Below are 20,768 nucleotides of genomic sequence, written 5' to 3' on the forward strand. Positions count from 1 at the left end.
ATCCTTTCAGATTTATGGAAATCTCTATAATAAAAAAATAAATACGCATTGGTCTCGTGGCTTTTACGGCACTTGCATAACCGGTGCGTTATAAGTTGCAATATCGCGCCGGTCATTGAGCTCTCGAGCTTATCGGGATCGGCCTACCATTCTTTTAATGGTATGACGCTTGCCTTTTATGGATATCGCCAGCTGATAAACATTTTCAGGCATGGGCGTACCGGCATAACCCCCATCACCTATGGCATGAATATCCGCACCGGTTTGTTTCATCATCAGGGCAATCAGGCGGATGGTTTCCACATCCGCCCCCTCAACCGAACTATTAAGGAAAGAAAGCGCCAAGGTGCCGGGTTTATAGCTATGGGTAAATTCCACGCATTGCCGTACGTGCTCAAGAGTAATGCCGTGACGGGAACCCGGCGCGGGTAAAGTAATCACGTCGGCGCCGGCGTCAATAAGATCTTTGATGATGTCGTTGGCCGGTCGCTTGCTCAACGGGTCGCCGAGCACTTTTTCAATGGTGCCGTCTTCCCATTTACCGGCGCAAATCAGTACGCCGTCACCCAGGACTTCTTTTGTCAGTCGGGTAGCGGCGATAATCTGCTCAAAGGTGGTGCCTGAGGAGGGATTCCCCCCCAGCACCACAAAATCAGCGCCGATATTTTTTATTCTCAGCAAATTTTCACGAGAAATGACGCGGCCTTCTTTTGCCTCGACATAACGCTCGCCGGCAATCTTGGCATTGACGTCCGGACACTCGAGGTAAATTCCCAACGGGATCCCCGCCCACTGTTTGATTTGGCTGACACTGTAAGGCTCATCGGCCATCCTGCCGCTTTTCATCTCATGCATGCCTATATTCTTTGACGCATTCACCAGGTCAAATCCATTGAGCATCACCATATCCGCACCAAACGCGGCCTGGATTTCCGTATTGGTTACGCCGTCCACCAGGCCGGTATTCAGCATCACATGATGCTGTCCCATAATGACCCGGCCCTCGGATGCCAGAATGGATTCTTTAAGACCCATGGCATTCATGGCAAGAATTTCAGTCTTGGTGCTGGAGATTAAACGCATCACCATTTTTTTGTTCTCCTGTTTAGGTCTTTTATTCCCCGGATTCTCGCCGATAAAATAAACTGGTTTTAGTTCGTAAGCGCGCGTAACCGTGCAATGGACTCGCTATAATTGCCTTTATCATTGAATAAGCCCGCCGTTCCCAGCACAAAATAGCTGACCTCGTCGGCCAACTGGCCGACCACCGTCGGACTTATGGCACCGTCGATGGCTATTTCGGTGGTGGCACCCCGTACTTTGATCATGGCGGACAGGCGACGGATTTTATCGAGGGTGCCCGGAATAAAAGGCTGTCCGGCAAAACCCGGATCCACCGACATCATCAGCACCACGTCAATATCCGTCAGTACTTCTTCTATCACGCTCAGCGGAGTGCCGGGATTCAGCGCGACGCCGACCTGACTGCCCGACGCCCGGATCCTCGTCAGGGTCCGGTGCAAATGAACCGGCGCTTCAGCGTGGACATAAATGATTGAACAGCCCAGTCGGGCGAAGGGCTCAATATAATTATCCGGCGAACTCACCATCAGATGAACATCGTAAGGAATACCGGCCAACTTACTGATGGCTTTGATATCTTCAGTGCCCAAGGCAAAATTCGGTACAAAATTACCGTCCATGACGTCAATGTGGAACATATCGGCCCCCGCCTGTTCCAGAGCGCTGATTTCCTCCGCCAGGCGCGAAAAATCCACGCACATCATTGAGGGACAAAATTTAGCCAATGTGTTCACCCCGCTCAATTTGAGAGATTAAATCAATGCGTTTCTGATGACGTCCCCCCTCAAATTCCGCATTTAGCCACGCATCAATGATCATTTTCGCCAATTCACTGCCCACTACCCGCGAGCCGAAGGCCAGGATATTGGTGTTGTTATGCTCCCGGGACAATTTCGCTGAGTAGGGTTCGCTACAGGCAACGGCCCGGATACCGTTAACTTTGTTGGCCGCAATGGATATCCCGATTCCCGAACCACAGATCAGGATGCCCAGATCCGCCTCTTTTGAAATCACGGCATCCGCCACGCGCTTGCCGTACAATGGATAGTCCGTCCGGTCTGATGAATTTGTGCCTTTATCAATAACCTCTATGGATTTTGATTCTAAATATTGAATAACGTCCGGCTTCAGCAGCAGGCCAACATGGTCACATCCCACAGCAATTTTCATTACACCACCTCTTAATCAAACCATTTTTTCAGGCAACAAGCCAAATGGCCGTTGCAGTAACTTCACAAATAAAATACTTTATGTGAAGTATTGATAATGTGAAGTGGATCATATTTTATTAAAAATAATAAAATATATTATTATCATATAGTTATGTTTTGGTGAGCCGTCAGGAATAGTACCGAAAGAGACTCTTTAGTAACCTAGGTTAATGCCAGCCCGGTTTAGCGGTGAAAGAGTAGACCATACTGATAGCCAATCCGTTACAGGATATCCAGGACAAACGGTTCCCCAAAGTGGCGTGATTCTTTTGATAAAAAAAGAGAAAATTCAATGACCAATGTAGATGGCAATATTCTCGCGATTGGCGCACGTATTCGCATGGCATTGTCCAGGCTGAGTTTGACCGAAAAAACGATTGCTGAATGGTTAATCACCAAAGGAAACGTTAAGGAAGAAACAAGCATAAAAGAGGTGGCGGCTGCGATGAATGTGTCGGAACCCCTCATCGTAAAAGTGGCGAAAAAACTCGAATACCAGGGATTCAGGGAGTTAAGGACCGCATTGGTTGCCTATTTTTCAGCCCTACCGTTTGATCAAGAGTTTGAAATCTCAGAAGTTGATAATCTGGAGATCGTGTTGGACAAGGTTTTTAATACCTCGATCCAGTCGTTAAAGGAAGCCAAATCGGTTGCCAAACCCTCGGTGATTTCCCACGCCGCGGCGTTGATTGGCCAAGCCAATCACGTTGTTATACTGGGGGTCGGCGGCTCGGCGTCGGTATGCCGGGATTTCGAGCATAAGCTCCTGCGTATCGGCATACTCGGTCACTCATACAGTGATTACCACTTGATGCTGATGGTCTGCTGCCAATTGGAAGAAAACGATGTGGTCATCGTGATTTCCCAATCGGGCGATACGGTAGAATTGCTAAAATCTATTGAAATCGCAAAGGAAAATAAAGCCAAAATCATCTGTATTACCAATGACGACGCCTCTCCTTTATCACAAGCTTCCGACCTGTCGATTTTCAGCCCGGCCTATGACGGCCCTTTGATAGGCCAGAATGCGGTGGCGCGGATCGTTCAGCTGAATCTGCTGGATACCCTGTTTATCGCCATTATCATACAGGACTATCGGGGAACGAAAACCAAACTCGACAGAAGTATTCAGGTGGTAAAACCGCTGCACGGTAAAAATAGCTGACGGGTATAATGCTGATTAATAACTTCACGGAATTATCACTTCATGTTAACCCTTGCCGATATCCTCCTGATACATACAGAACTTCTTCGGCGCCTCGTCCATGAGAAAACCGATGACGGTGAATGATGCGTTATTCCTTGCTCGGATTGACGCTGCTATCCGTATCGCTTCAAGGGTAACAATTGGTACTGACGGGAAGACGGTGACGAAGTTATACTGAACATATATATGAATTAACTTAAAAAAATTAAATATGAATATAAAGCAGTTGCAGACCATCATTATTACTGCGGATACTGGCAATGTGGGACAAGCCGCCAAGCTGTTGGGAATTACCCAACCGGCCGTCAGCCAGCAGATGCACAGCCTCGAAACCGAACTGGGTTTTCGTTTATTTCAGCGCGAAGGGCGCGGCATGGTATTGACCGCCGCCGGGCGTGCCTTCCTGCCGCAGGCGCGTAAGTCGGTCCAGGCGGCGGAAGAGGCCATACAGGCCGGCGAACGGGCCAATCGGGGCGAGACCGGCCGTTTGCTGGTGGGGTATTGCCATTCATCGCTGCTGGAGCCGGAACTACCGGAATTGATCCGTAGTTTTTCGCTGCAATGGCCTGATATCCGTATTGAAATGCAGGATTTGACGGTACAGCAGCAGGTGGAATACCTGTGCCTGAACCGCTTGGATCTGGCGTTTGCCCGTACGCCTATCGGCCAGGGTGAAAACCAGGAGAAGCTGCGGGTGCAGCCCTTTTCCTGTGCCAGGCTTGAAGTGGTGCTGCCGGTCGATCATCCGCTGGCCGGGCGTCAAGAAATCGATGTTTGCAGTCTGCGTGATGAGCGTTTTTTGCTGCTAAACGAGCCGGATGGGGTCGGGCTGCGCAACCGTATTCTTGACGCGTGCCACCTGGCGGGGTTTGAACCCCTGGCCGAGAACGCCTCCACCAATATGACCAGCATCATCAGCATGATTGCCGCCGGCCTGGGCATTACCCTTGCCCCCAGTCACCTGAGCGGGCTAAATATGCCCGGCGTGATCTTCCGGCCGTTGACCAGCGCCGCCGCCCTTAGTGAGCTGGCGCTCATTTCGCGGCTGGATGAAACCTCCGGCATCATTTTACGCTTTGTCGATCAGGTCTGGGCGCGGCAGTTTGCCTCGCCCGAGCCTCTCCGGACGCCATAAGACGCCGTGGGATGCGATTAAAAATCGTACCACAGGCGAATCAGGTTCATGCCATAGCTGGAGCCGGTGACAGTGGTGAAGACATGCTCATAGTCCGCCCGGAAACCATAATCCAGCTGCGCCGACAGACCCACCCCGTTGTCGTGGCGCTGATAATTGCGGCCACTGACATATTTAAGCCGATCGCCCATAAAATAGGGTTTTAGCGTTTTAACGTTATAGTGTCCGATAGGGAAAGTATAGCCGAGGAAATATTCCGTTCCGTAAGCATTATCGGCAAAATAATCATCGGATTTTTTTATACCGGTGGTCAGGAAATTATGATACCAGCCGCCGCCAACCGCCGCGGTCCAATTTCCCGGCTTCCAGCTCAGCGCGGTGCCGGTAATATCCTGATGATAATCGGCCGAGCCGTGCGTCGCCGGATCTTTCATTGTCGCCTGGGTGTAGTTATAGGCCAGTCCCCAGGTTAAATCGGGCGTGAAATGATAATCCACCCCTGCCGAACCGCCGCCCTTACGCTGATAGCGCAAGCCATTTCCCGGCAGGTAATCGTTATCGGAAAATAAATAGGCCGCATAAAGATCGGTATCACCCAGACTTTTTTTGTACTTTAATTGCTTTCGCGCGTGGTAAGAACCGTCATAATCACCGCTGATGCCGTTATTTGGCGCCTGCGCGAGCATATCATCGTCCCAGATATCGGTTTTGACACCCACCACGTCGTAATAAACGCTATTTTGCTGGCCGAAGGTGAGCTGGCCGTAGGTCTTGCTTTTGAAACCGGTATAGAGCTGGCGCCGCACGGTATCGGTGGCACCTTTGGCGTAATGATCCTTCCAGGCGAATATGGCCGGAATGTTAACGCCCAATTCGTAATAGCTGATCCAACTGATATCATCAAACAGATAGTAATTGGCCGAGAAGCGGAAACGACTGGCACTATCAAAGCCATTTCTTTTGAAAGACCCCTTATCGACGCTGGTGGTTTCGCTATTGAACTGCGGACGAATACTGCCTCCCACCTGGAAATTCAGGCGGCTCAGAGGGTCGCCGGCCTGGGGGTCTTGCTTGAGTAGGGTAATTTCCGCCTGGGCGGCAAAGCTCGCGCAACCAAATAATACGCTCGCGACAACCCCTAGTGCGAGAGGCTTTAATGACATCGCCATGAGTTACTCCAGTATCAAAAAATATATTAAGACAGGGCAGGTATAAAACCGCGTTTGGGCTGGATATAAGGCAATACTTCACCGAGAGATTGAGCAATTAATGCTATCGATAAAATAATGCAAAATAAAAAGGCCTTGAAAAAAACAGAGTGTTTATGAACTTTTTTCGGTCGATTTTCAACTCTAATTTATATTATTCATGCCTGCCTAATTCCAATTTTAGCGACAAAGCCGCACCACAGGCCGATTTGTGTCGGCAAAATTCATCGGCGAATATCCATTGGCATCCATAAGTACTACCTTATGGGTTAATTATATATTGCTTATGGTTTGTGCATTAACTGGAGTTCCTATTAGCGAAAGGATAATTAATTTTATTTTCTTCGCGTTTTATAAAAGCGGGCTTATTTGTCTTTTTTGAGAGAAAAGGTATGATTTATTCCCGTCCGGTAAGATTGAATAATCGGCAACCCTTTATTTTACATAACGCCAACATCAGGGAGATATTTATATGTCAAAACCCACTCGTCCCGCCGTGCAAAGCGGTCCGGCCACCTTTGATTTACGAGGCTGCCTGGAATATCTGAAAACCTTCGATGACGAATATATTGAAACCGACGAAATAGTGGACCCCATAGCCGAGCTTTCCGGCGTGTATCGTTATGTGGGGGCGCACGGTACCGTGATGCGTCCTACCCGCATCGGTCCGGCCATGATGTTTAACAAAGTGAAAGGCTATGACGACGTGCGCGTCATCATCGGGCTTTTGGCTTCCCGTCAGCGGGTGGCCCGCCTGCTGGGTACCACGCCGCAGAAGCTGGGTTTTTTGCTTAAGGATGCCGTCTCCACCCCGGTGGCGCCGGTAGTGGTCCCACGTGAGCAGGCGCTATGCCAGGAAGTGGTGCATCTGGCGAGCGAAGCGGATTTCGATATCCTCAAACTGCTGCCGGCCCCGACCAATACGGAGGAGGATGCCGGTCCGTACTTCACCATGGGCCTGTGCTACGCCGCCGATCCGGAAACCGGTGAGCACGACATTACCATCCATCGGCTGTGCGTGCAGAGCAAAGACGAAATCTCCATGTATTTTGTGCCGGGACGGCATCTGGATGCGTTTCGCATGAAGGCCGAAGCGGCGGGCAAACCCCTGCCGATTTCCATTAGCATCGGCGTGGATCCGGCCATCGAGATTGGCGCCTGCTTTGAGCCGCCCACCACGCCGCTGGGTTATGACGAACTGTCGGTGGCCGGCAGCCTGCGTAAAAAAGCGGTGGAACTGGTGGAGTGCGTCTCGGTAAAAGCCCGGGCCATTGCCCATGCGGAAATCGTGATAGAAGGCGAACTGTTGCCTAACGTCCGGGTACGGGAAGATCAGAACACCAATACCGGCAAAGCGATGCCTGAGTTCCCGGGCTATACCGGCGATGCCAAAGCGGCGATCCCGGTGATCAAGGTTAAAGCCATCACCCACCGCCGGCACCCGATTTTGCAGACCTGCATCGGACCGAGCGATGAGCATACCAACATGGCCGGGATCCCCACCGAAGCGAGCATCCTGCAAATGGTCGAACGGGCGCTGCCGGGTTTTGTCCTGAATGTGCATTGCCCGTCCGCCGGGACCGGTAAATACCTGACCGTTATCCAAATCAAGAAGCGCTCTTTGAACGATGAGGGACGCCAGCGCCAGGCGGCATTACTGGCCTTCTCGGCATTCTCCGAGCTTAAACACGTGATCCTGGTGGATGAAGATGTCGATATCTTCGATATGGACGATGTGCTGTGGGCGATGACCACGCGCTACCAAGGGGATGTCAGCACGGTGTTTATTCCCGGCGTGCGTTGCCATCCGCTGGACCCGTCTTCCGACCCGCGTTTCAGTCCGTCCATTCTCGATCACGGCATTGCCTGCAAGACCATTTTTGACTGCACGGTGCCGTTTGCCCTGAAGGAAAACTTCCAGCGTTCGAAGTTCAAAGAAGTGGATGTGAAACGCTTTTTGCCTGACTTTCGCCCGTAACGGAGGGACATCCCATGCCAAACAAGAAGCTGGTGATTGGTATCAGCGGCGCCAGCGGTTTCCTCTATGGCATCAAAGCACTGGAGTTGGCACGCGAGCTGGGGGTGGAAACCCACTTGGTGATGTCCCGCGCCGCCGGCCTGACGCAACGGCATGAAACCGAGCTCACCCGACAGGACGTGGAAAAGCTGGCTGATGTGGTGTATCCCATCGACGCCATGGGGGCGTCGATCTCCAGCGGTTCGTTCAGGACCATGGGGATGCTGATTGCCCCCTGTTCGATGCACTCACTGGCGGCGATAGCCAACGGTATCAGCGATAACCTGCTGACCCGGGCGGCGGACGTGGTGCTGAAAGAGCGGCGGCGACTGGTATTGATGGTGCGTGAAACGCCGTTGCACCTGATTCATCTACGCAATATGCAGCAGGTTACCGAATGCGGGGGCATTGTGTTCCCGCCGGTGCCCGCCCTGTACGCCGGGCCGGTCTCGGTGGATGAGATAGTCACCCACAGCGTGGCCCGCGCGCTGGACCTGTTTGAACTTCACTATAAAAAACTGCCCCGCTGGGGCGGTCTCCCCGAGGGGATACAAGGAAAAACCTCATGATCATCGGTCCTTATATAAATGCCGGCAGCGTATTGATCGGCGCCGTGGTGGGGGCGGTGTTCGCCAGGCGAATACCCGAGCGGCTCCGGCTGGCGATGCCGCTGACGTTCGGCGTGGCCTCCATGTGCATGGGCGTCATTTTAATTGATAAATCCCAGCATATGCCGGTCATGGTGCTGTCGGCCATTCTGGGTTCCCTGATAGGGGAACTGATCTACCTGGAGCGGGGCATAAGCCTGTGCGGCGATAAAATACGCGGCCTGGTGGAGAAAGTGCTGCCGGCTCCGGAAGGCGAACTGTCCAAACAGGCTTTCCTGGAAAAGTTTGTGGCCATTCTGGTGCTGTTTTGCGCCAGCGGCACCGGTATTTTTGGCGCCATGCACGAAGGCATGACCGGCGATGCCACGGTGCTTATCGCAAAATCGTTTTTAGATCTGTTCACCGCCGCGATATTCGCCACCAGCCTCGGCTTTTCGGTGGCGATGATCGCCGTTCCGCAGTTGGTCATTCTGCTGGCCCTGGCTTTTGGGGCGACCTACATCCTGCCGTTGACCACGCCGGGCATGCAGGCGGATTTTTCCGCCGTCGGCGGACTGCTGATGCTCGCCACCGGTTTGCGCATTTGCGGCATCAAGGTTTTTCCGGTCGCCAACATGCTGCCGGCCATCGTCATCGCCATGCCGATCTCCGCACTTTGGACCCACTTCTTTTAGTTAAAGGACGCTTGCACAGCAAGTAATTGGAGCAGTACCCATGAAGATGCAACAACATCGGACCCTGTTAGCGGGAGCTGTCCTGCTGACCCTGCCGATTCTCAGTAACGCCGAACCTGTATCCCAGGCACCCGCCGACACCATCGCGGTCACCTCCTACGCCGATGACGGCAGCCAGGGCACGCTGCGCTGGGCGATTGAAAAAAACAACCAGGCGCCGGGCCATTACCGCATAGAACTGAGCGCTATCGGCAAAGGCCCCTTTATTATCCAGCCCACCCACGAACTGCCGCCGATCTTGGGACCGGTGGTGATGGAAAACCGGGACTGGGCGCGTAACGGCACCTATGTCACCATCGACGGGTCCGGATACGTGACCGGCAGCGGCCCGCAGGCCTGTCCCGGCGCGGTGCCGGGGCAATACGGCGCCAATGTGCGTACCACCACCAAGCCCGGCCTTATCCTGCGCGATACCCACGGCGTGGAGATCCGCGGGCTGGAGGTGAGCAATTTTTGTATCGGTATCCTGATAAACCGCGTTAGCGACAGCACCATCGAGGACAGCCGCATTGTCGGCAATAAAGGCGGCGCGGGCATTATGATGACCGGCGACGACGGGCAGGGCAATTCCACCGATACCACCCGGCGCAACAAGATCGTGCGCAACACCTTTATCAATAACGGTGATGCCATGGAAGCCACCCGCGGCTCGTCGTTTAACCTGATTGCGGATAACTTTATTACGACCGATCACCAGAAGAACCAGGAGCCTTCACAGGGGCTGGAAATTCTTTGGGGGAACGATAACGAGATCATACGCAATCATTTTGAAAATTATTCCGACGGCGTGCAGCTTAACTGGGGCAATCGCAACTATATTGCCGCCAATACCTTTACCGGCCTCTCCTCCGGCGTGACGCTGAGCGGAACCGGCAATATCGTCGACGGCAATACCATGACCGGCAACCGGGTAGCGATTTCGGTGCGTCCGCAGGGGCTGCCGGGTAGCGATGGTAAACCCGGCATCAATCGTATCGCCGGGCCGGCGGTCAACCGCATCACCGGAAATATCATGTATGGCAACGGCGTCAAGTTCGATCGATGCTTTGCCGGCGGCAGCTGTTTGCCTCAGATGGCGGGCGCCATTGTCTTTAACGTGCCGGGGCTGGAACATGGTCGATTTATCGGCAATCGCGGCGGCGGCATTGACAATGATGCCGCTAAACTGGAAAAGATCTGCGCCCTTGACGGCCAGGTGGACGGCTGTGAATCAACGCCGAATTATGATCAGCAAGCGCCGCGGCTTACCGCCGTACAGCCGGGCGCCGGCAAAGGCCGCGCGGTATTTGGGCAGGTCACCGGCCAGCCGAATACCCTGTATCGCGTGGAGATATTCTCTAACAGCGATCCCTGGGGCACGGAAGCCGAACATTATCTGGGCTTTGTGATGGTACCGGTGAATGCCGCCGGCAAAGGTAACTTTGTTTATTCCGTTGACCCTTTCAGTGCGGTCCAGGCGGCCGATTATACCGCGACGGCGACCACCGCCGACGGTGCCACCTCGCCGTTAAGTCGTCCGCTGATGTCAAAATGAGGCGGCCTTAACTGTCTCGACGCCGGGTCGCAACGCCCGGCGATTTTCCCCTTCGGGCTTCCGTCCCAAGCTTCCATCCTAAGATAGTAAGCCACAGGCGATGGGCCCGATATTTTAGATCTCCGTTCACCTAGCCCCCCACCCGCACGGCGTTTTCTGCATTCACCTCGCGCGGTTAATAGACCAGCGCCTGACCGTCTTTGCGGCTTTCGGTGGCGGCGATGTAGACGCCACGCGGATCGCGGAGGATGGCCTGTGCCCCGCCGAAGCTGTGGATCTGCATGGGATCTTCCACGCTGATGTGATGTCCCATGGCGCGCAGGGCGGCCAGGGTATTGCGATCCAGCGAGGGTTCCACCATCACCTCGCGCCCTTGCACCACTCGCCAGCGCGGCGCATCAATGGCCGCCTGCGGATTTTGCCGGTGCCGCATGATGCGCAGCGCCAGCTGAACATGCCCTTGCGCCTGCATTGATCCGCCCATGACGCCGAACGACATCAGGGGCTGTCCGTCTCCATCCAGGGCAAAGGCCGGAATGATGGTATGGAAGGTCCGTTTATTGCCGGCGAGACAATTGGGATGACCCGGCTTCAGGACAAAACTGGCGCCGCGGTTTTGCAGGCTGATGCCGGTATCCGGCACCACCACCCCTGAACCGAAGCCCATATAGTTGGATTGGATAAAGGACACCATCATGCCGCCGGCATCGGCGGTGGTCAGATAGACCGTGCCGCTTTGCCGCGGCGCGCCGTAGGCGAAATCCCCGGCCTTGTCCGGATCAATCAACGCGGCGCGCTGTTTCAGGTATTCATCGCTCAGCAGATGTTTCCCTTCGAATTCCATATGGGCGCTATCGGCCACGTAGCGCTCCAGATCGGCTAAGGCCAGCTTCATCGCTTCAATGGACAGATGCAGCGATTCCACCGAGTCGGGGTGATAACGGCCTATATCCCACTGTTCCAGGATACCTAAGGCAATCAGCGTGGCGATGCCCTGGCCGTTCGGCGGTAATTCATGTACCGAGCCGCCGGCGAACGGCCGGGACAGCAGCTCGACCCATTCCGGCCGGTGATTGCGCAAATCTTCCAGCGACAGGGCGGCGTGATGCCGGCGGGCGAAGGCGGCGATTTTTTCCGCCAGTTCACCGCGATAGAATGCTTCACCGCCGGTTTGCGCAATGCGCTCCAGCGTTACTGCCTGGGCCGGATTGCGAAAGATGTCGCCGATGCCCGGGGCGTGGCCTTCGGGAGCGAAGCACTCCATAAACCCCGGCTGGCCGCCGAGCCTCGCGACGCCGGCCCGCCATAAGCGACCGATCAAGGGCGACACCGGGAAGCCGTCGCGGGCGTAGTCAATGGCCGGTTGCGCCAGCGTCGTCAACGGCAGGGAGCCGAAACGACGGGCCAGTTCCACCCAGCCGGATACCGCGCCGGGCACCGTTACCGCATCCCAGCCCAACTCCGGCATCGCTGATAAATGGGCATAATCTTCATATTTCCAGGCGGCGGGGGAGCGGCCGGACGCATTCAGTCCATGCAGCCGCTTGCCGTCCCAGACGATGGCGAACGCATCGCTGCCGATACCGCAGCCCGTGGGTTCCACCACCGTCAACGCCATGGCGGCGGCCACAGCGGCATCCACGGCGTTGCCTCCCTGCAGCAGCATGCGCAAACCCGCCTGGGCCGCCAGGGGTTGGGAGGCGCAAACGGCATTGCGGCCCATCATCGCCGGTCGCAGGGAAGGGTAGGCAACCTCGAAATCCAGTTTTAGCGTCATCGTCAACTCCATTAATTGTCGCGGGGATCCAGCGCATCGCGCAGCCCGTCTCCCAGCAGATTGAATCCCTGAACGGTAATAAAGATCGCCAATCCGGGGAAAATCGACATCCAGGGGGATTGTTCGAGATAATTTTTCGCGGTATTCAGCATGGCGCCCCAGGACGGCGAGGGCGGCTGTTGACCGAGTCCCAGGAACGACAGGCTGGCTTCGGTAATGATGGCCGAGGCGATGGCCAGCGTCCCCTGCACCATAATGGGCGAGAGCACATTGGGCAGGACATAGCGCAACACTATCCAGCGGTCCGGCAGGCCGATGGCCCTGGCGCCTTCGATATAATCCTCATTACGGATACTCATCACCTGACCACGGGTCAGGCGGGCAAAAATCGGCATGGCCGACAGGCCGATGGCGATCATGGCGTTAAACAGGCTTGGGCCGAGAAACGCCCCCAGCGCAATGGCCAAAATCAAAAACGGGCAGGAAAGCAGCGCTTCGATAAAGCGTGAAATAATGCCATCCCAGATACCCTGCCAGTAACCGGCCACCAGTCCCAACGGCACGCCGATAAAAATGGCGATAATGACGGAAATACAGCCGGCGGTCAGCGAGGTACGGGCGCCCCAGATAAGCCGGGAGAGAATATCGCGGCCCAGCTCGTCGGTCCCAAGCCAGTAAAGCGCCGACGGGGGCTTGCGTACCGCCAGGAAATTGGCCTTGATGGGGTCGAAGGGGGATAGCCAGGGCGCCAGCAGGGCAATCAGCACAAATAGCAGCACAAGGGCCGCCCCGATCACGGCGCTTTTATTGGCGATGAACTTTTTCATGGCGCGGCTGCCCGCCCTGGGTAATGTCCGCGGGACAGCGCCGGTGAGCAACTGTGACATGTTATTCTCCTCTCATGCGCGGGTTAATCAGCACATACAGCACGTCCGCCAGCAGATTCAGCAACAGAAAACCGATGGCCACCACCAGCACCACCCCTTGTACCACCGCGTAATCCCGGTTAAAGACCGAGTCGACAATCATTTTGCCAAAACCCGGAATGGTGAATACCTGCTCGGTGAGCACCGCGCCGCCAAGCAGCTCGCCAAACAGCAAGGTGGTCAGGGTGACGATGGGGACCAGCGCATTGCGCAGCGCATGTTTCAGGATCACCCGATGGGGCAACAGGCCCTTGGCTTTGGCGGTACGGATATAATCCGCCTTCAGCACCGCAATCATCGCCGCCCGGGTATGGCGCATCAGCGTGGCCGATAAACCGACACCCAACACCACGGCCGGCAGCAGCAGGGTCCGCAGGTTTTGTAGCAGATCCTCCCCCGGCGGCACGAAACCCGATGCCGGCAGCCATTGCAATTTGACGGAAAACAGCAGGATCAACAGCACCCCCAGCCAGAAATTGGGAATGGAAATACCCGACAGGGCGATGAATCCGGCGCCGTAATCCACCCAGGTCCCTTTGTGCACCGCGGCGATAATCCCCATGGTGATGCCCAATGCCAGGGCGATAACCATCGATAGCAGCGTCAGTTCAAGAGTGACCGGCAGCTTGCTGGCGATAAGCCGGGTGACCGGTTCCTGGGTGCGCAGCGATATACCCAGATTGCCCTGCACCGCATCCCGCAGCCAATAAAAATACTGGGCCGGAATGGGGTCGTTCAGACGGTATTTCTCCCGCAGCATGGCGATGACCGCGGGATCGCGCTCTTCGCCGGCCATTGCCAATACTGGGTCGCCGGGCAATAGCTTTTGCAGTGAAAACACCATAATACTAACCAGAAACAGGGTGGGTATCGCCAGCAACAATCGCTTGCCAATCAGTTCTAACATCATCGCTCCCGGGTCATTAACGCATCACTGTGCCAACCGCATATCCGCCAGGCGGATTAACCCGTCCGGATAAGGTTTGAATCCGGACAATTTTTTCGACATACCGAAAATGCGCGGCTCAAAATAGAGATAGACCAGCGGCATATCCTGCTGCAGCTGCGCCACTACCTTGCTATACAGCGCCCTGCGCGTGGCCGGGTCGGAGGTGGTCCTGGCCTGCTGCAGCCAAGCGTCCACCTGAGGGTTACTGTAATGCCCGTCGTTCAGATTGCCGTTCGAGTGGATAAACGAATAAATGCTGCCGTCCGGATCCGGTCGACCGGACCAGCCGGACATACTGACCTGGAAATCTCCCCGCTGCTGTCTGTCCAGCAAGGTGGCGAATTCGGTGGTTTGCAAATGCACGTTAAACCCGGCTTCGCCGGCCATCGCCTGAATAACCTGTCCCACCTGCTGGGCCTCCGGACTATTGGCCACCAGCATGGTGGTCTCTACCGGCGTTTTCACGCCGGCGGCGGCTAGCAGGGATTTGGCTTTTTCCACATTCCGGGTCGAGATCGGCACATCGGCATGATAAGGACTGACGGTGGAGAACGGCTGGTTGGCCGGCGTATACTGACCCTCAAACGCCACCTGATTAATGGCGTCCCGATCCAAAGACAGGGAGAAGGCTTCGCGCACCCGCGCGTCCTTGGCAAACGGGTCGTCGGCGTTAGCCTTGCCGTTGGCAATATTAATGGTCAGCCCCATATAACCCAGCCCGGTCACCTTGGCCAGGGCGAGTTTGGCATCGGCTTCGACGGTTTTGACATCGCTGGCGGAGATGCCTTCGGTCAGATCGAGATCGCCGGCGCGCAGGTTAGCCAGACGCACCGAGGAATCGGGAATGGGTAAAAAAATCACTTTATCAAAGTGATAGGCCTGCTTATTCCAGTAGTTGTTAAAGCGGGTTAATACAATGCGGTCCTGCTGGACCCGGCTTTCAAACTGGTAGGGGCCGGAGCATACCGGGTGTGCGGCGAAGTTGTCTTTGGCGGCGGCCTGCGGCGCCAGCATGGTGCCCGCCCGGTCGGTTAACTGCGAGAGCAGCGCGGCGTCGGGATTTTTCAGATGAAAGGTCACGGCATAGGGACCGGTTACCTCGACGGACGCCACCGAGGACAGTTCGCTTTTGCGCAGCGAACCCGGCAGGGTCAGCGCCCGCTCGATATTGTATTTTACCGCCGTCGCGTCGAATTTTTCCCCATCCTGGAACGTCACGCCCTGGCGCAGGTTCATGGTCAGGGTTTTGCCGTCATCACTGTACTTCCAGTCGGTGGCCAGGCCGGGAACCACCTGCAGTTTCTCATCCACATCCACCAGCCGGTCACACATGGCGGCGAAGACAAAACGACCGTAATAGGTCCGCGCCAGATGAGGATCCAGCATGTCGGGATCGCTGCCAAGACCGATACGCAATACGCTGTCGGCAAACACGTAACCGCTGGCGCCCAGCAACACTAATCCACTCAGCGCGGTATACAACTTGTGACGGGAGTTCATGAGCATCAATTCCTTTATGTGGTTAGGATTTTTGGGTCACGGCGTGTTCAAACAGCGCACGACGCCGCAGGAAAGCCGCCGACGGCGCCACCACCAGGATCACGCTGCGATCGCTGTTCAGTTCGCGCCAGCGATGGCAGGCAACCTGGCGCTGTTCACCGGCGGGTTCCAGCGGAGGTTCATATTGACGACAGACCTCTTTGACATGGGGGCAACGGGTATGAAAACGGCAGCCGGACGGCGGTTGGGAAGGATTGGGCAATTCCCCCTGCAACAGCGGCGCCTGGCGCCGGCCGCCGGGAATCAACTGCGGGGCGGAGGCGATCAGCGCCCGGGTATAAGGGTGCAAAGGCTGATCAAAAATATCATCGGTGGCGGCTATTTCCACCACCTGGCCCAGATACATGACCGCAACGCGGTCGCTCATATGCCGGATCACCGCCAGTCCATGGGCCACCACAATCAGTGTCAGGCCGAACTGCTCTTTCAGGCTCTCTAGCAGATTGACCACCTGCGCCTGCACCGAGACATCCAGCGCGGAAACCGGCTCGTCCCCCAGCAACAGCGTCGGCCTAGAGGCCAGGGCGCGGGCAATGCCGATACGCTGGCGCTGACCGCCGGAAAATTCATGGGGATAACGGCGGGCGTAGGTCTCCGGCAGGCCGACGGTACGCAGTAATTCAATGACCCGTTCATGCCGCTCCTGGCGCGAGAGATGTTCGTGCAGCCAGATGGGTTCGCCGACGATGTTTTCCACCGTCATCCGGGGATTAAGGGAAGCGAACGGATCTTGAAATATCATCTGCAATTCACGCCGCAGCTGATTCAGCTGCCCGGACGCCAGCTTGCCGATATCGTTTCCCCGGTAGAATACCTGCCCTTCGGTGGCCTTCAGCAGGCGCAACAGCAGCCGGGCGAGCGTGGATTTGCCGGAGCCGGATTCGCCCACGATAGCCAGGGTCTCACCCGGCCAAACCTTCAGCGACACCCGGTCCACCGCGTATACCTGGCGCCGGCGGGTGAACAAGCTTTTCGGACTCTGAAAAATTTTCGTCAATGCCATGCTTTCAATAATGGGCTGGTTCATGGTCATGCTCCCGGCGCGAAATGGCGTTCAAGCGGCGCATAAAAACAAGCGACCTGATGGTGAGGGGCGACCGCCCCCAGGCTGGGCCGGGACCGATGGCAACGATCGTCGGCGAACGGACAGCGGGTGGCGAAACGGCAGCCGGACGGCATGGCGTCCGCAATGGGAACCGAACCCGGAATGGTGGCCAGCTTGCCGCTGCGGGCCGCGAGGCTGGGGATCGAAGCCATTAAGCCAATGGTGTAGGGATGCTGGGGATCGTTGAAGATGTCCTCCACGGGGCCGGTTTCAACAATGTGGCCCGCGTACATCACCGCCACCTGTTGCGCCACTTCCGCCACCACGCCGAGATCGTGGGTAATCAATAAAATGGCGGTACCCGTTTCCTGCTTGATCTGGTTAAGCAACTGGAGGATTTGCGCCTGGATGGTGACATCCAGGGCGGTGGTGGGTTCATCCGCAATCAAGAGTTGCGGCCGGTTGATCAGGGCCATGGCGATCATCACCCGCTGGCGCATACCCCCTGAGAGCTGATGCGGATAGGACTTCAGACGCAGTTCCGGCGCCGAGATCTGGACTTTTTCCAGCATCTCCCTGGCGCGGGCCATGGCCTGGGAATAACTCACCCCCTGATGACGGACCACCGCCTCCGCCAGCTGATCGCCCAATGTAAAGGCCGGATTAAGTGATGTCATCGGCTCCTGGAAGATCATGGCCAATTGATCTCCGCGCAAATCGGCATATTGTCGGGGGGTGAGGGTGCGCAGATCGCTCCCGTTAAAGCGCAGTTCGCCTTGTTCGATAAGCGCGCTGTCGGGGAGCAGTCCCATTAACGCCAGCGACGTCACGCTTTTGCCGCATCCTGACTCGCCCACCAGCGCCAGGGTTTCGCCGGGCAGAATCTGCAAGGAAATATCGTCCAGTACGCTTGACGGGGAACCGTTGAACCGTACCCGTAAATGGGCGATATCCAGTACTGGCTGCGACGGAGCGAGAGGGATAGTCATCAGGATCTGGGCTCCTCGTTTGCAGGCAGAACGTCCACCAGCGCCTGCTGCAGCGCCAGGAGATGCTCGGTCATGACCGCGGCGGCGGCTTCCGGCTGGCGGGCCTGCAGATGGCCTATCAGACGCTGATGATGCCGGTCATAGTTTCCCAGCCTGGCCGGATTACGGGCCATTTCCCGCACATGGCGCCAGCTGCTGTCGCGCCGAACGGCGTCCAGGGCGTCGAACAGGCCGAGCAGCAGCCGGTTGCCCGCCGCTTCGGCCAGCGTGCGGTGAAAGGCGCTGTCCCACAATTCGTGCTGATCGCCGTCGTCGGTTTCAATGGCCTGCATGCGCTCTTGCAGACGCGACATCAGCGCCAACTGCTCCCCGCTGGCCCGAACGGCGGCCAATCGCGCCAGACCAGGCTCCAGTTGCAAACGGGCTTCCATCACTTCCAGCGGGTTCGACTGCCGCGGCAAGGATTGCAGCAGCAGCGGCTGGGCCGGGGCATCGGGTCCCAAAAATGTCCCTTTGCCCTGTTTGCGCCACACCCGGCCTTCCATCTCCAGCACATCCAGCGCGCGGCGGATTTCCCGGCGTCCGACCTGATAGCGCTCCGCCAGCTCCCGTTCGGTGGGCAGGGGGAGCTCCGGCGTCGGATGCTGCCGGATAAGCGCGCGAAGCTGTTCTAGCGCGGAGAAAGAGGATGAATTTTTTGCCATTGATATTGCTCTCTCCCTGCCGTTGTGTCCGGCCATTCCACTATTGATGGCGGTAGATATCGGTATGCCACACGTCGGTAAACCCTGATGACAAGCAAGCACAAATCGAACCAATTTTTTATTGGTTCGACTTTTATTGTGACAAACTGCACTAGTTGATTGTATTTATTGGCAAAGGGAGTAGGGGAAGGCGGCGACGCAAGGATACCTGAGGCGTCCTCATCCTGCCGGCAAGGTCGCCAGGGGCAATGCCGCACTCTGCCCGGGCAGAATATGCACCACAATGATTCACCCCGGGCGATAGCGCGCTATACGATGCGGCTCATCGGGTGCTGGATGATACCTTTCGTAAAAACCTCATCGAGCGGTTGCTGATTCGTTATGGAAACAATCAGCCACGGACGACACCGTGTGAGGGTTATTTGACACAGTCAGCACAGTGATTGTGTTGGATCTGCTCGAAGAAATCGTTGCCTTTGTCATCCACCAGAATAAACGCCGGGAAATTTTCCACTTCGATTTTCCAGATGGCTTCCATTCCCAGTTCAGGATACTCAATACAGTCCAGACGCTTGATGCTGTGCTGGGCCAGCACCGCCGCCGGGCCGCCGATGCTGCCAAGATAAAAGCCGCCGTGCTTATGGCAGGCGTCCGTCACCTGCCGGCCGCGGTTGCCTTTGGCCAGCATGATCATGCTCCCGCCGTGGGATTGCAGCAGATCCACATAGGAATCCATCCGTCCGGCGGTGGTGGGGCCCAAAGAACCGGAGGCGTAGCCGGTGGGGGTTTTAGCCGGGCCGGCATAGTACACCGGATGATCCTTGATGTACTGCGGCAGGTCTTCACCGTTATCAAGACGCTCCTTGAGCTTGGCGTGGGCAATATCCCGCGCCACGATAATGGTGCCGCTCAGGGAAAGACGGGTGGACACCGGATACTGGGATAGCTGGGCGAGGATGTCTTGCATCGGGCGGTTCAGGTCCACCTTTATCGCGTCGTCTTCCCCCTGACGGCGCAGGGATGCCGGAATGTAGCGGCCCGGATTGTGCTCGAGTTTTTCAATCCAGATGCCGTCACGGTTGATTTTGGCCTTCACGTTGCGGTCGGCGGAGCAGGACACGCCCATCCCCACCGGGCAGGAGGCGCCGTGACGCGGCAGGCGGACGATGCGGATGTCGTGGGCAAAGTATTTACCGCCGAACTGCGCGCCCAGGCCCAGGTTCTGCGCTTCGGTCAGCAGCTCCCGCTCCAATTGCACGTCGCGGAATGCCTGGCCGTGCTCATTGCCCTCGGTGGGCAGACCGTCATAATAATGGGTGGATGCCAGTTTGACGGTTTTGAGCGTGCTCTCCGCCGAGGTGCCGCCAATCACGAACGCGATATGGTACGGCGGACAGGCGGCGGTTCCCAGCGTGCGCATTTTCTCCACCAGGTAGCTTTTCAGTTTACCGGGACTCAGCAGCGCCTTGGTTTCCTGGTAAAGATAGGTCTTGTTCGCCGAGCCGCCGCCTTTGGCGACGCACAGAAATTTATATTCCTCGCCGTCTACGCTGTAGAGGTCGATTTGCGCGGGCAGGTTGGTGCCGGTGTTCACTTCTGTATACATATCCAGCGCGCTGTTCTGCGAATAGCGCAGGTTGTCTTCGGTATAGGTGTTATATACCCCTTGCGCCAGATGGGCTTCGTCACCGCCGCCGGTCCATACTCGCTGGCCTTTTTTCCCCATGATGATCGCGGTGCCGGTGTCCTGGCAGGTGGGCAGCACGCCTTTCGCGGCAATCTCGGAATTTCTCAGGAACTGCAGCGCGACGTATTTGTCGTTTTCACTGGCCTGCGGGTCGTCAAGAATTGACGCCACCTGTTGCTGGTGGGAAGGGCGCAGCATAAACGACGCATCGTGAAATGCCTGCTGTGCCAGCAGCGTCAACGCTTCAGGGGCGACTTTTAAAATTTCCCGCCCCTCAAACTCAGAGAGGGAAACATGGTCCCGGCTTAATAGGTAGTATTCGGTATCTTCATCGGAAAGGGGAAAGGGGTTTTGATAATGGAACGGTTTATTCGACATTTTTATCTCACTGACT

Annotated in this window: 18 protein-coding genes; 6 read left to right on the forward strand and 12 right to left on the reverse strand. The window is 56.3% G+C overall.

Features of this window, described 5'->3' with window-relative positions; genetic code table 11:
* Nucleotides 1-129: 129 nt before the first annotated feature.
* From HB631_RS00165 to rpiB, 3 genes are all read right to left on the reverse strand, one after another.
* Entirely contained in the window at nt 130-1,089 is a 960-nt protein-coding gene (locus tag HB631_RS00165; RefSeq protein ID WP_213989144.1) for a hypothetical protein, read from the reverse strand.
* Nucleotides 1,090-1,151: 62 nt separating this feature from the next.
* Nucleotides 1,152-1,808 (reverse strand): ribulose-phosphate 3-epimerase, encoded by a 657-nt coding sequence (gene rpe, locus HB631_RS00170; protein WP_255556630.1) that lies wholly within the window; start codon nt 1,806-1,808, stop codon nt 1,152-1,154.
* The gene (gene rpiB, locus HB631_RS00175) at nt 1,801-2,253 is read right to left on the reverse strand and encodes a ribose 5-phosphate isomerase B (RefSeq protein ID WP_213989145.1); all 453 of its coding nucleotides are present in this window, start codon (nt 2,251-2,253) and stop codon (nt 1,801-1,803) included. The genes rpe and rpiB overlap by 8 nt, the downstream gene beginning before the upstream one ends.
* 333 nt (nt 2,254-2,586) lie before the next feature.
* On the opposite strand from rpiB, the gene HB631_RS00180 reads away from it, so the two are divergent.
* Nucleotides 2,587-3,459, forward strand: a complete 873-nt coding sequence (locus tag HB631_RS00180) for an SIS domain-containing protein (RefSeq protein ID WP_213989146.1) — start codon at nt 2,587-2,589, stop codon at nt 3,457-3,459.
* 253 nt (nt 3,460-3,712) lie between these two features.
* Nucleotides 3,713-4,636: a LysR family transcriptional regulator gene (locus tag HB631_RS00185; RefSeq protein ID WP_213989147.1), complete on the forward strand. Its 924-nt coding sequence runs from the start codon at nt 3,713-3,715 to the stop codon at nt 4,634-4,636.
* Between the two features lie 17 nt (nt 4,637-4,653).
* On the opposite strand, the gene HB631_RS00190 is transcribed toward HB631_RS00185, so the two are convergent.
* Entirely contained in the window at nt 4,654-5,805 is a 1,152-nt protein-coding gene (locus HB631_RS00190; RefSeq protein ID WP_213989148.1) for an autotransporter domain-containing protein, read from the reverse strand.
* A gap of 511 nt (nt 5,806-6,316) precedes the next feature.
* Between HB631_RS00190 and HB631_RS00195 the strand changes: the two genes are divergently transcribed.
* The 4 genes from HB631_RS00195 to HB631_RS00210 are packed head-to-tail and all read left to right on the forward strand — an operon-like array spanning nt 6,317 to nt 10,737.
* Nucleotides 6,317-7,822, forward strand: a complete 1,506-nt coding sequence (locus tag HB631_RS00195) for a UbiD family decarboxylase (RefSeq protein WP_213989149.1) — start codon at nt 6,317-6,319, stop codon at nt 7,820-7,822.
* A gap of 14 nt (nt 7,823-7,836) precedes the next feature.
* Nucleotides 7,837-8,430, forward strand: a complete 594-nt coding sequence (locus HB631_RS00200) for a UbiX family flavin prenyltransferase (RefSeq protein ID WP_213989150.1) — start codon at nt 7,837-7,839, stop codon at nt 8,428-8,430.
* Nucleotides 8,427-9,143, forward strand: a complete 717-nt coding sequence (locus HB631_RS00205; RefSeq protein ID WP_213989151.1) for a DUF554 domain-containing protein — start codon at nt 8,427-8,429, stop codon at nt 9,141-9,143. Before HB631_RS00200 ends, HB631_RS00205 begins: the two co-directional genes overlap by 4 nt.
* A gap of 40 nt (nt 9,144-9,183) precedes the next feature.
* Complete coding sequence (locus HB631_RS00210) at nt 9,184-10,737, forward strand: right-handed parallel beta-helix repeat-containing protein (RefSeq protein WP_255556635.1); 1,554 nt, start codon at nt 9,184-9,186, stop codon at nt 10,735-10,737.
* Between the two features lie 175 nt (nt 10,738-10,912).
* Here HB631_RS00210 and HB631_RS00215 read toward each other — a convergent pair whose 3' ends face one another.
* The 8 genes from HB631_RS00215 to fumA form a co-directional block, all read right to left on the reverse strand.
* Nucleotides 10,913-12,514: a gamma-glutamyltransferase family protein gene (locus HB631_RS00215; protein ID WP_213989152.1), complete on the reverse strand. Its 1,602-nt coding sequence runs from the start codon at nt 12,512-12,514 to the stop codon at nt 10,913-10,915.
* 11 nt (nt 12,515-12,525) lie between these two features.
* Nucleotides 12,526-13,401, reverse strand: coding sequence for an ABC transporter permease (locus tag HB631_RS00220; RefSeq protein ID WP_213989153.1), 876 nt, complete (start codon nt 13,399-13,401; stop codon nt 12,526-12,528).
* A gap of 1 nt (nt 13,402) precedes the next feature.
* On the reverse strand, nt 13,403-14,347 hold the full coding sequence (locus HB631_RS00225; RefSeq protein WP_213989154.1) for an ABC transporter permease: 945 nt from the start codon (nt 14,345-14,347) through the stop codon (nt 13,403-13,405).
* Nucleotides 14,348-14,371: 24 nt separating this feature from the next.
* A complete protein-coding gene (locus HB631_RS00230) occupies nt 14,372-15,889 on the reverse strand; it encodes an ABC transporter substrate-binding protein (RefSeq protein WP_213989155.1) in 1,518 nt (505 codons plus the stop codon).
* Between the two features lie 22 nt (nt 15,890-15,911).
* A complete protein-coding gene (locus tag HB631_RS00235) occupies nt 15,912-16,976 on the reverse strand; it encodes an oligopeptide/dipeptide ABC transporter ATP-binding protein (protein WP_213989156.1) in 1,065 nt (354 codons plus the stop codon).
* A gap of 2 nt (nt 16,977-16,978) precedes the next feature.
* Complete coding sequence (locus tag HB631_RS00240) at nt 16,979-17,986, reverse strand: ABC transporter ATP-binding protein (RefSeq protein WP_213989676.1); 1,008 nt, start codon at nt 17,984-17,986, stop codon at nt 16,979-16,981.
* Nucleotides 17,983-18,687 carry an FCD domain-containing protein gene (locus HB631_RS00245; RefSeq protein ID WP_213989157.1) on the reverse strand — a complete coding sequence of 235 codons (705 nt, stop codon included), beginning with the start codon at nt 18,685-18,687 and terminating at the stop codon, nt 17,983-17,985. The genes HB631_RS00240 and HB631_RS00245 overlap by 4 nt, the downstream gene beginning before the upstream one ends.
* 418 nt (nt 18,688-19,105) lie before the next feature.
* Nucleotides 19,106-20,752 carry a class I fumarate hydratase FumA gene (gene fumA, locus HB631_RS00250; RefSeq protein ID WP_213989158.1) on the reverse strand — a complete coding sequence of 549 codons (1,647 nt, stop codon included), beginning with the start codon at nt 20,750-20,752 and terminating at the stop codon, nt 19,106-19,108.
* Nucleotides 20,753-20,768: the final 16 nt, after the last annotated feature.

The sequence above is a fragment of the Sodalis sp. dw_96 genome (assembly GCF_018449575.1).
Classification (GTDB): Bacteria; Pseudomonadota; Gammaproteobacteria; order Enterobacterales; family Enterobacteriaceae; genus Acerihabitans.

Bases quoted from the DNA above. Each gene is read 5' to 3' on its own strand.
- HB631_RS00245 (WP_213989157.1), bottom strand. From the start codon at position 18,687: ATGGCAAAAAATTCATCCTCTTTCTCCGCGCTAGAACAGCTTCGCGCG.
- HB631_RS00195 (WP_213989149.1), top strand. From the start codon at position 6,317: ATGTCAAAACCCACTCGTCCCGCCGTGCAAAGCGGTCCGGCCACCTTT.
- HB631_RS00215 (WP_213989152.1), bottom strand. From the start codon at position 12,514: ATGACGCTAAAACTGGATTTCGAGGTTGCCTACCCTTCCCTGCGACCG.
- HB631_RS00180 (WP_213989146.1), top strand. From the start codon at position 2,587: ATGACCAATGTAGATGGCAATATTCTCGCGATTGGCGCACGTATTCGC.
- HB631_RS00190 (WP_213989148.1), bottom strand. From the start codon at position 5,805: ATGGCGATGTCATTAAAGCCTCTCGCACTAGGGGTTGTCGCGAGCGTA.
- HB631_RS00185 (WP_213989147.1), top strand. From the start codon at position 3,713: ATGAATATAAAGCAGTTGCAGACCATCATTATTACTGCGGATACTGGC.
- HB631_RS00235 (WP_213989156.1), bottom strand. From the start codon at position 16,976: ATGAACCAGCCCATTATTGAAAGCATGGCATTGACGAAAATTTTTCAG.
- HB631_RS00220 (WP_213989153.1), bottom strand. From the start codon at position 13,401: ATGTCACAGTTGCTCACCGGCGCTGTCCCGCGGACATTACCCAGGGCG.
- HB631_RS00230 (WP_213989155.1), bottom strand. From the start codon at position 15,889: ATGAACTCCCGTCACAAGTTGTATACCGCGCTGAGTGGATTAGTGTTG.
- rpiB (WP_213989145.1), bottom strand. From the start codon at position 2,253: ATGAAAATTGCTGTGGGATGTGACCATGTTGGCCTGCTGCTGAAGCCG.
- HB631_RS00200 (WP_213989150.1), top strand. From the start codon at position 7,837: ATGCCAAACAAGAAGCTGGTGATTGGTATCAGCGGCGCCAGCGGTTTC.
- HB631_RS00210 (WP_255556635.1), top strand. From the start codon at position 9,184: ATGAAGATGCAACAACATCGGACCCTGTTAGCGGGAGCTGTCCTGCTG.
- HB631_RS00165 (WP_213989144.1), bottom strand. From the start codon at position 1,089: ATGGTGATGCGTTTAATCTCCAGCACCAAGACTGAAATTCTTGCCATG.
- HB631_RS00205 (WP_213989151.1), top strand. From the start codon at position 8,427: ATGATCATCGGTCCTTATATAAATGCCGGCAGCGTATTGATCGGCGCC.
- HB631_RS00225 (WP_213989154.1), bottom strand. From the start codon at position 14,347: ATGTTAGAACTGATTGGCAAGCGATTGTTGCTGGCGATACCCACCCTG.
- fumA (WP_213989158.1), bottom strand. From the start codon at position 20,752: ATGTCGAATAAACCGTTCCATTATCAAAACCCCTTTCCCCTTTCCGAT.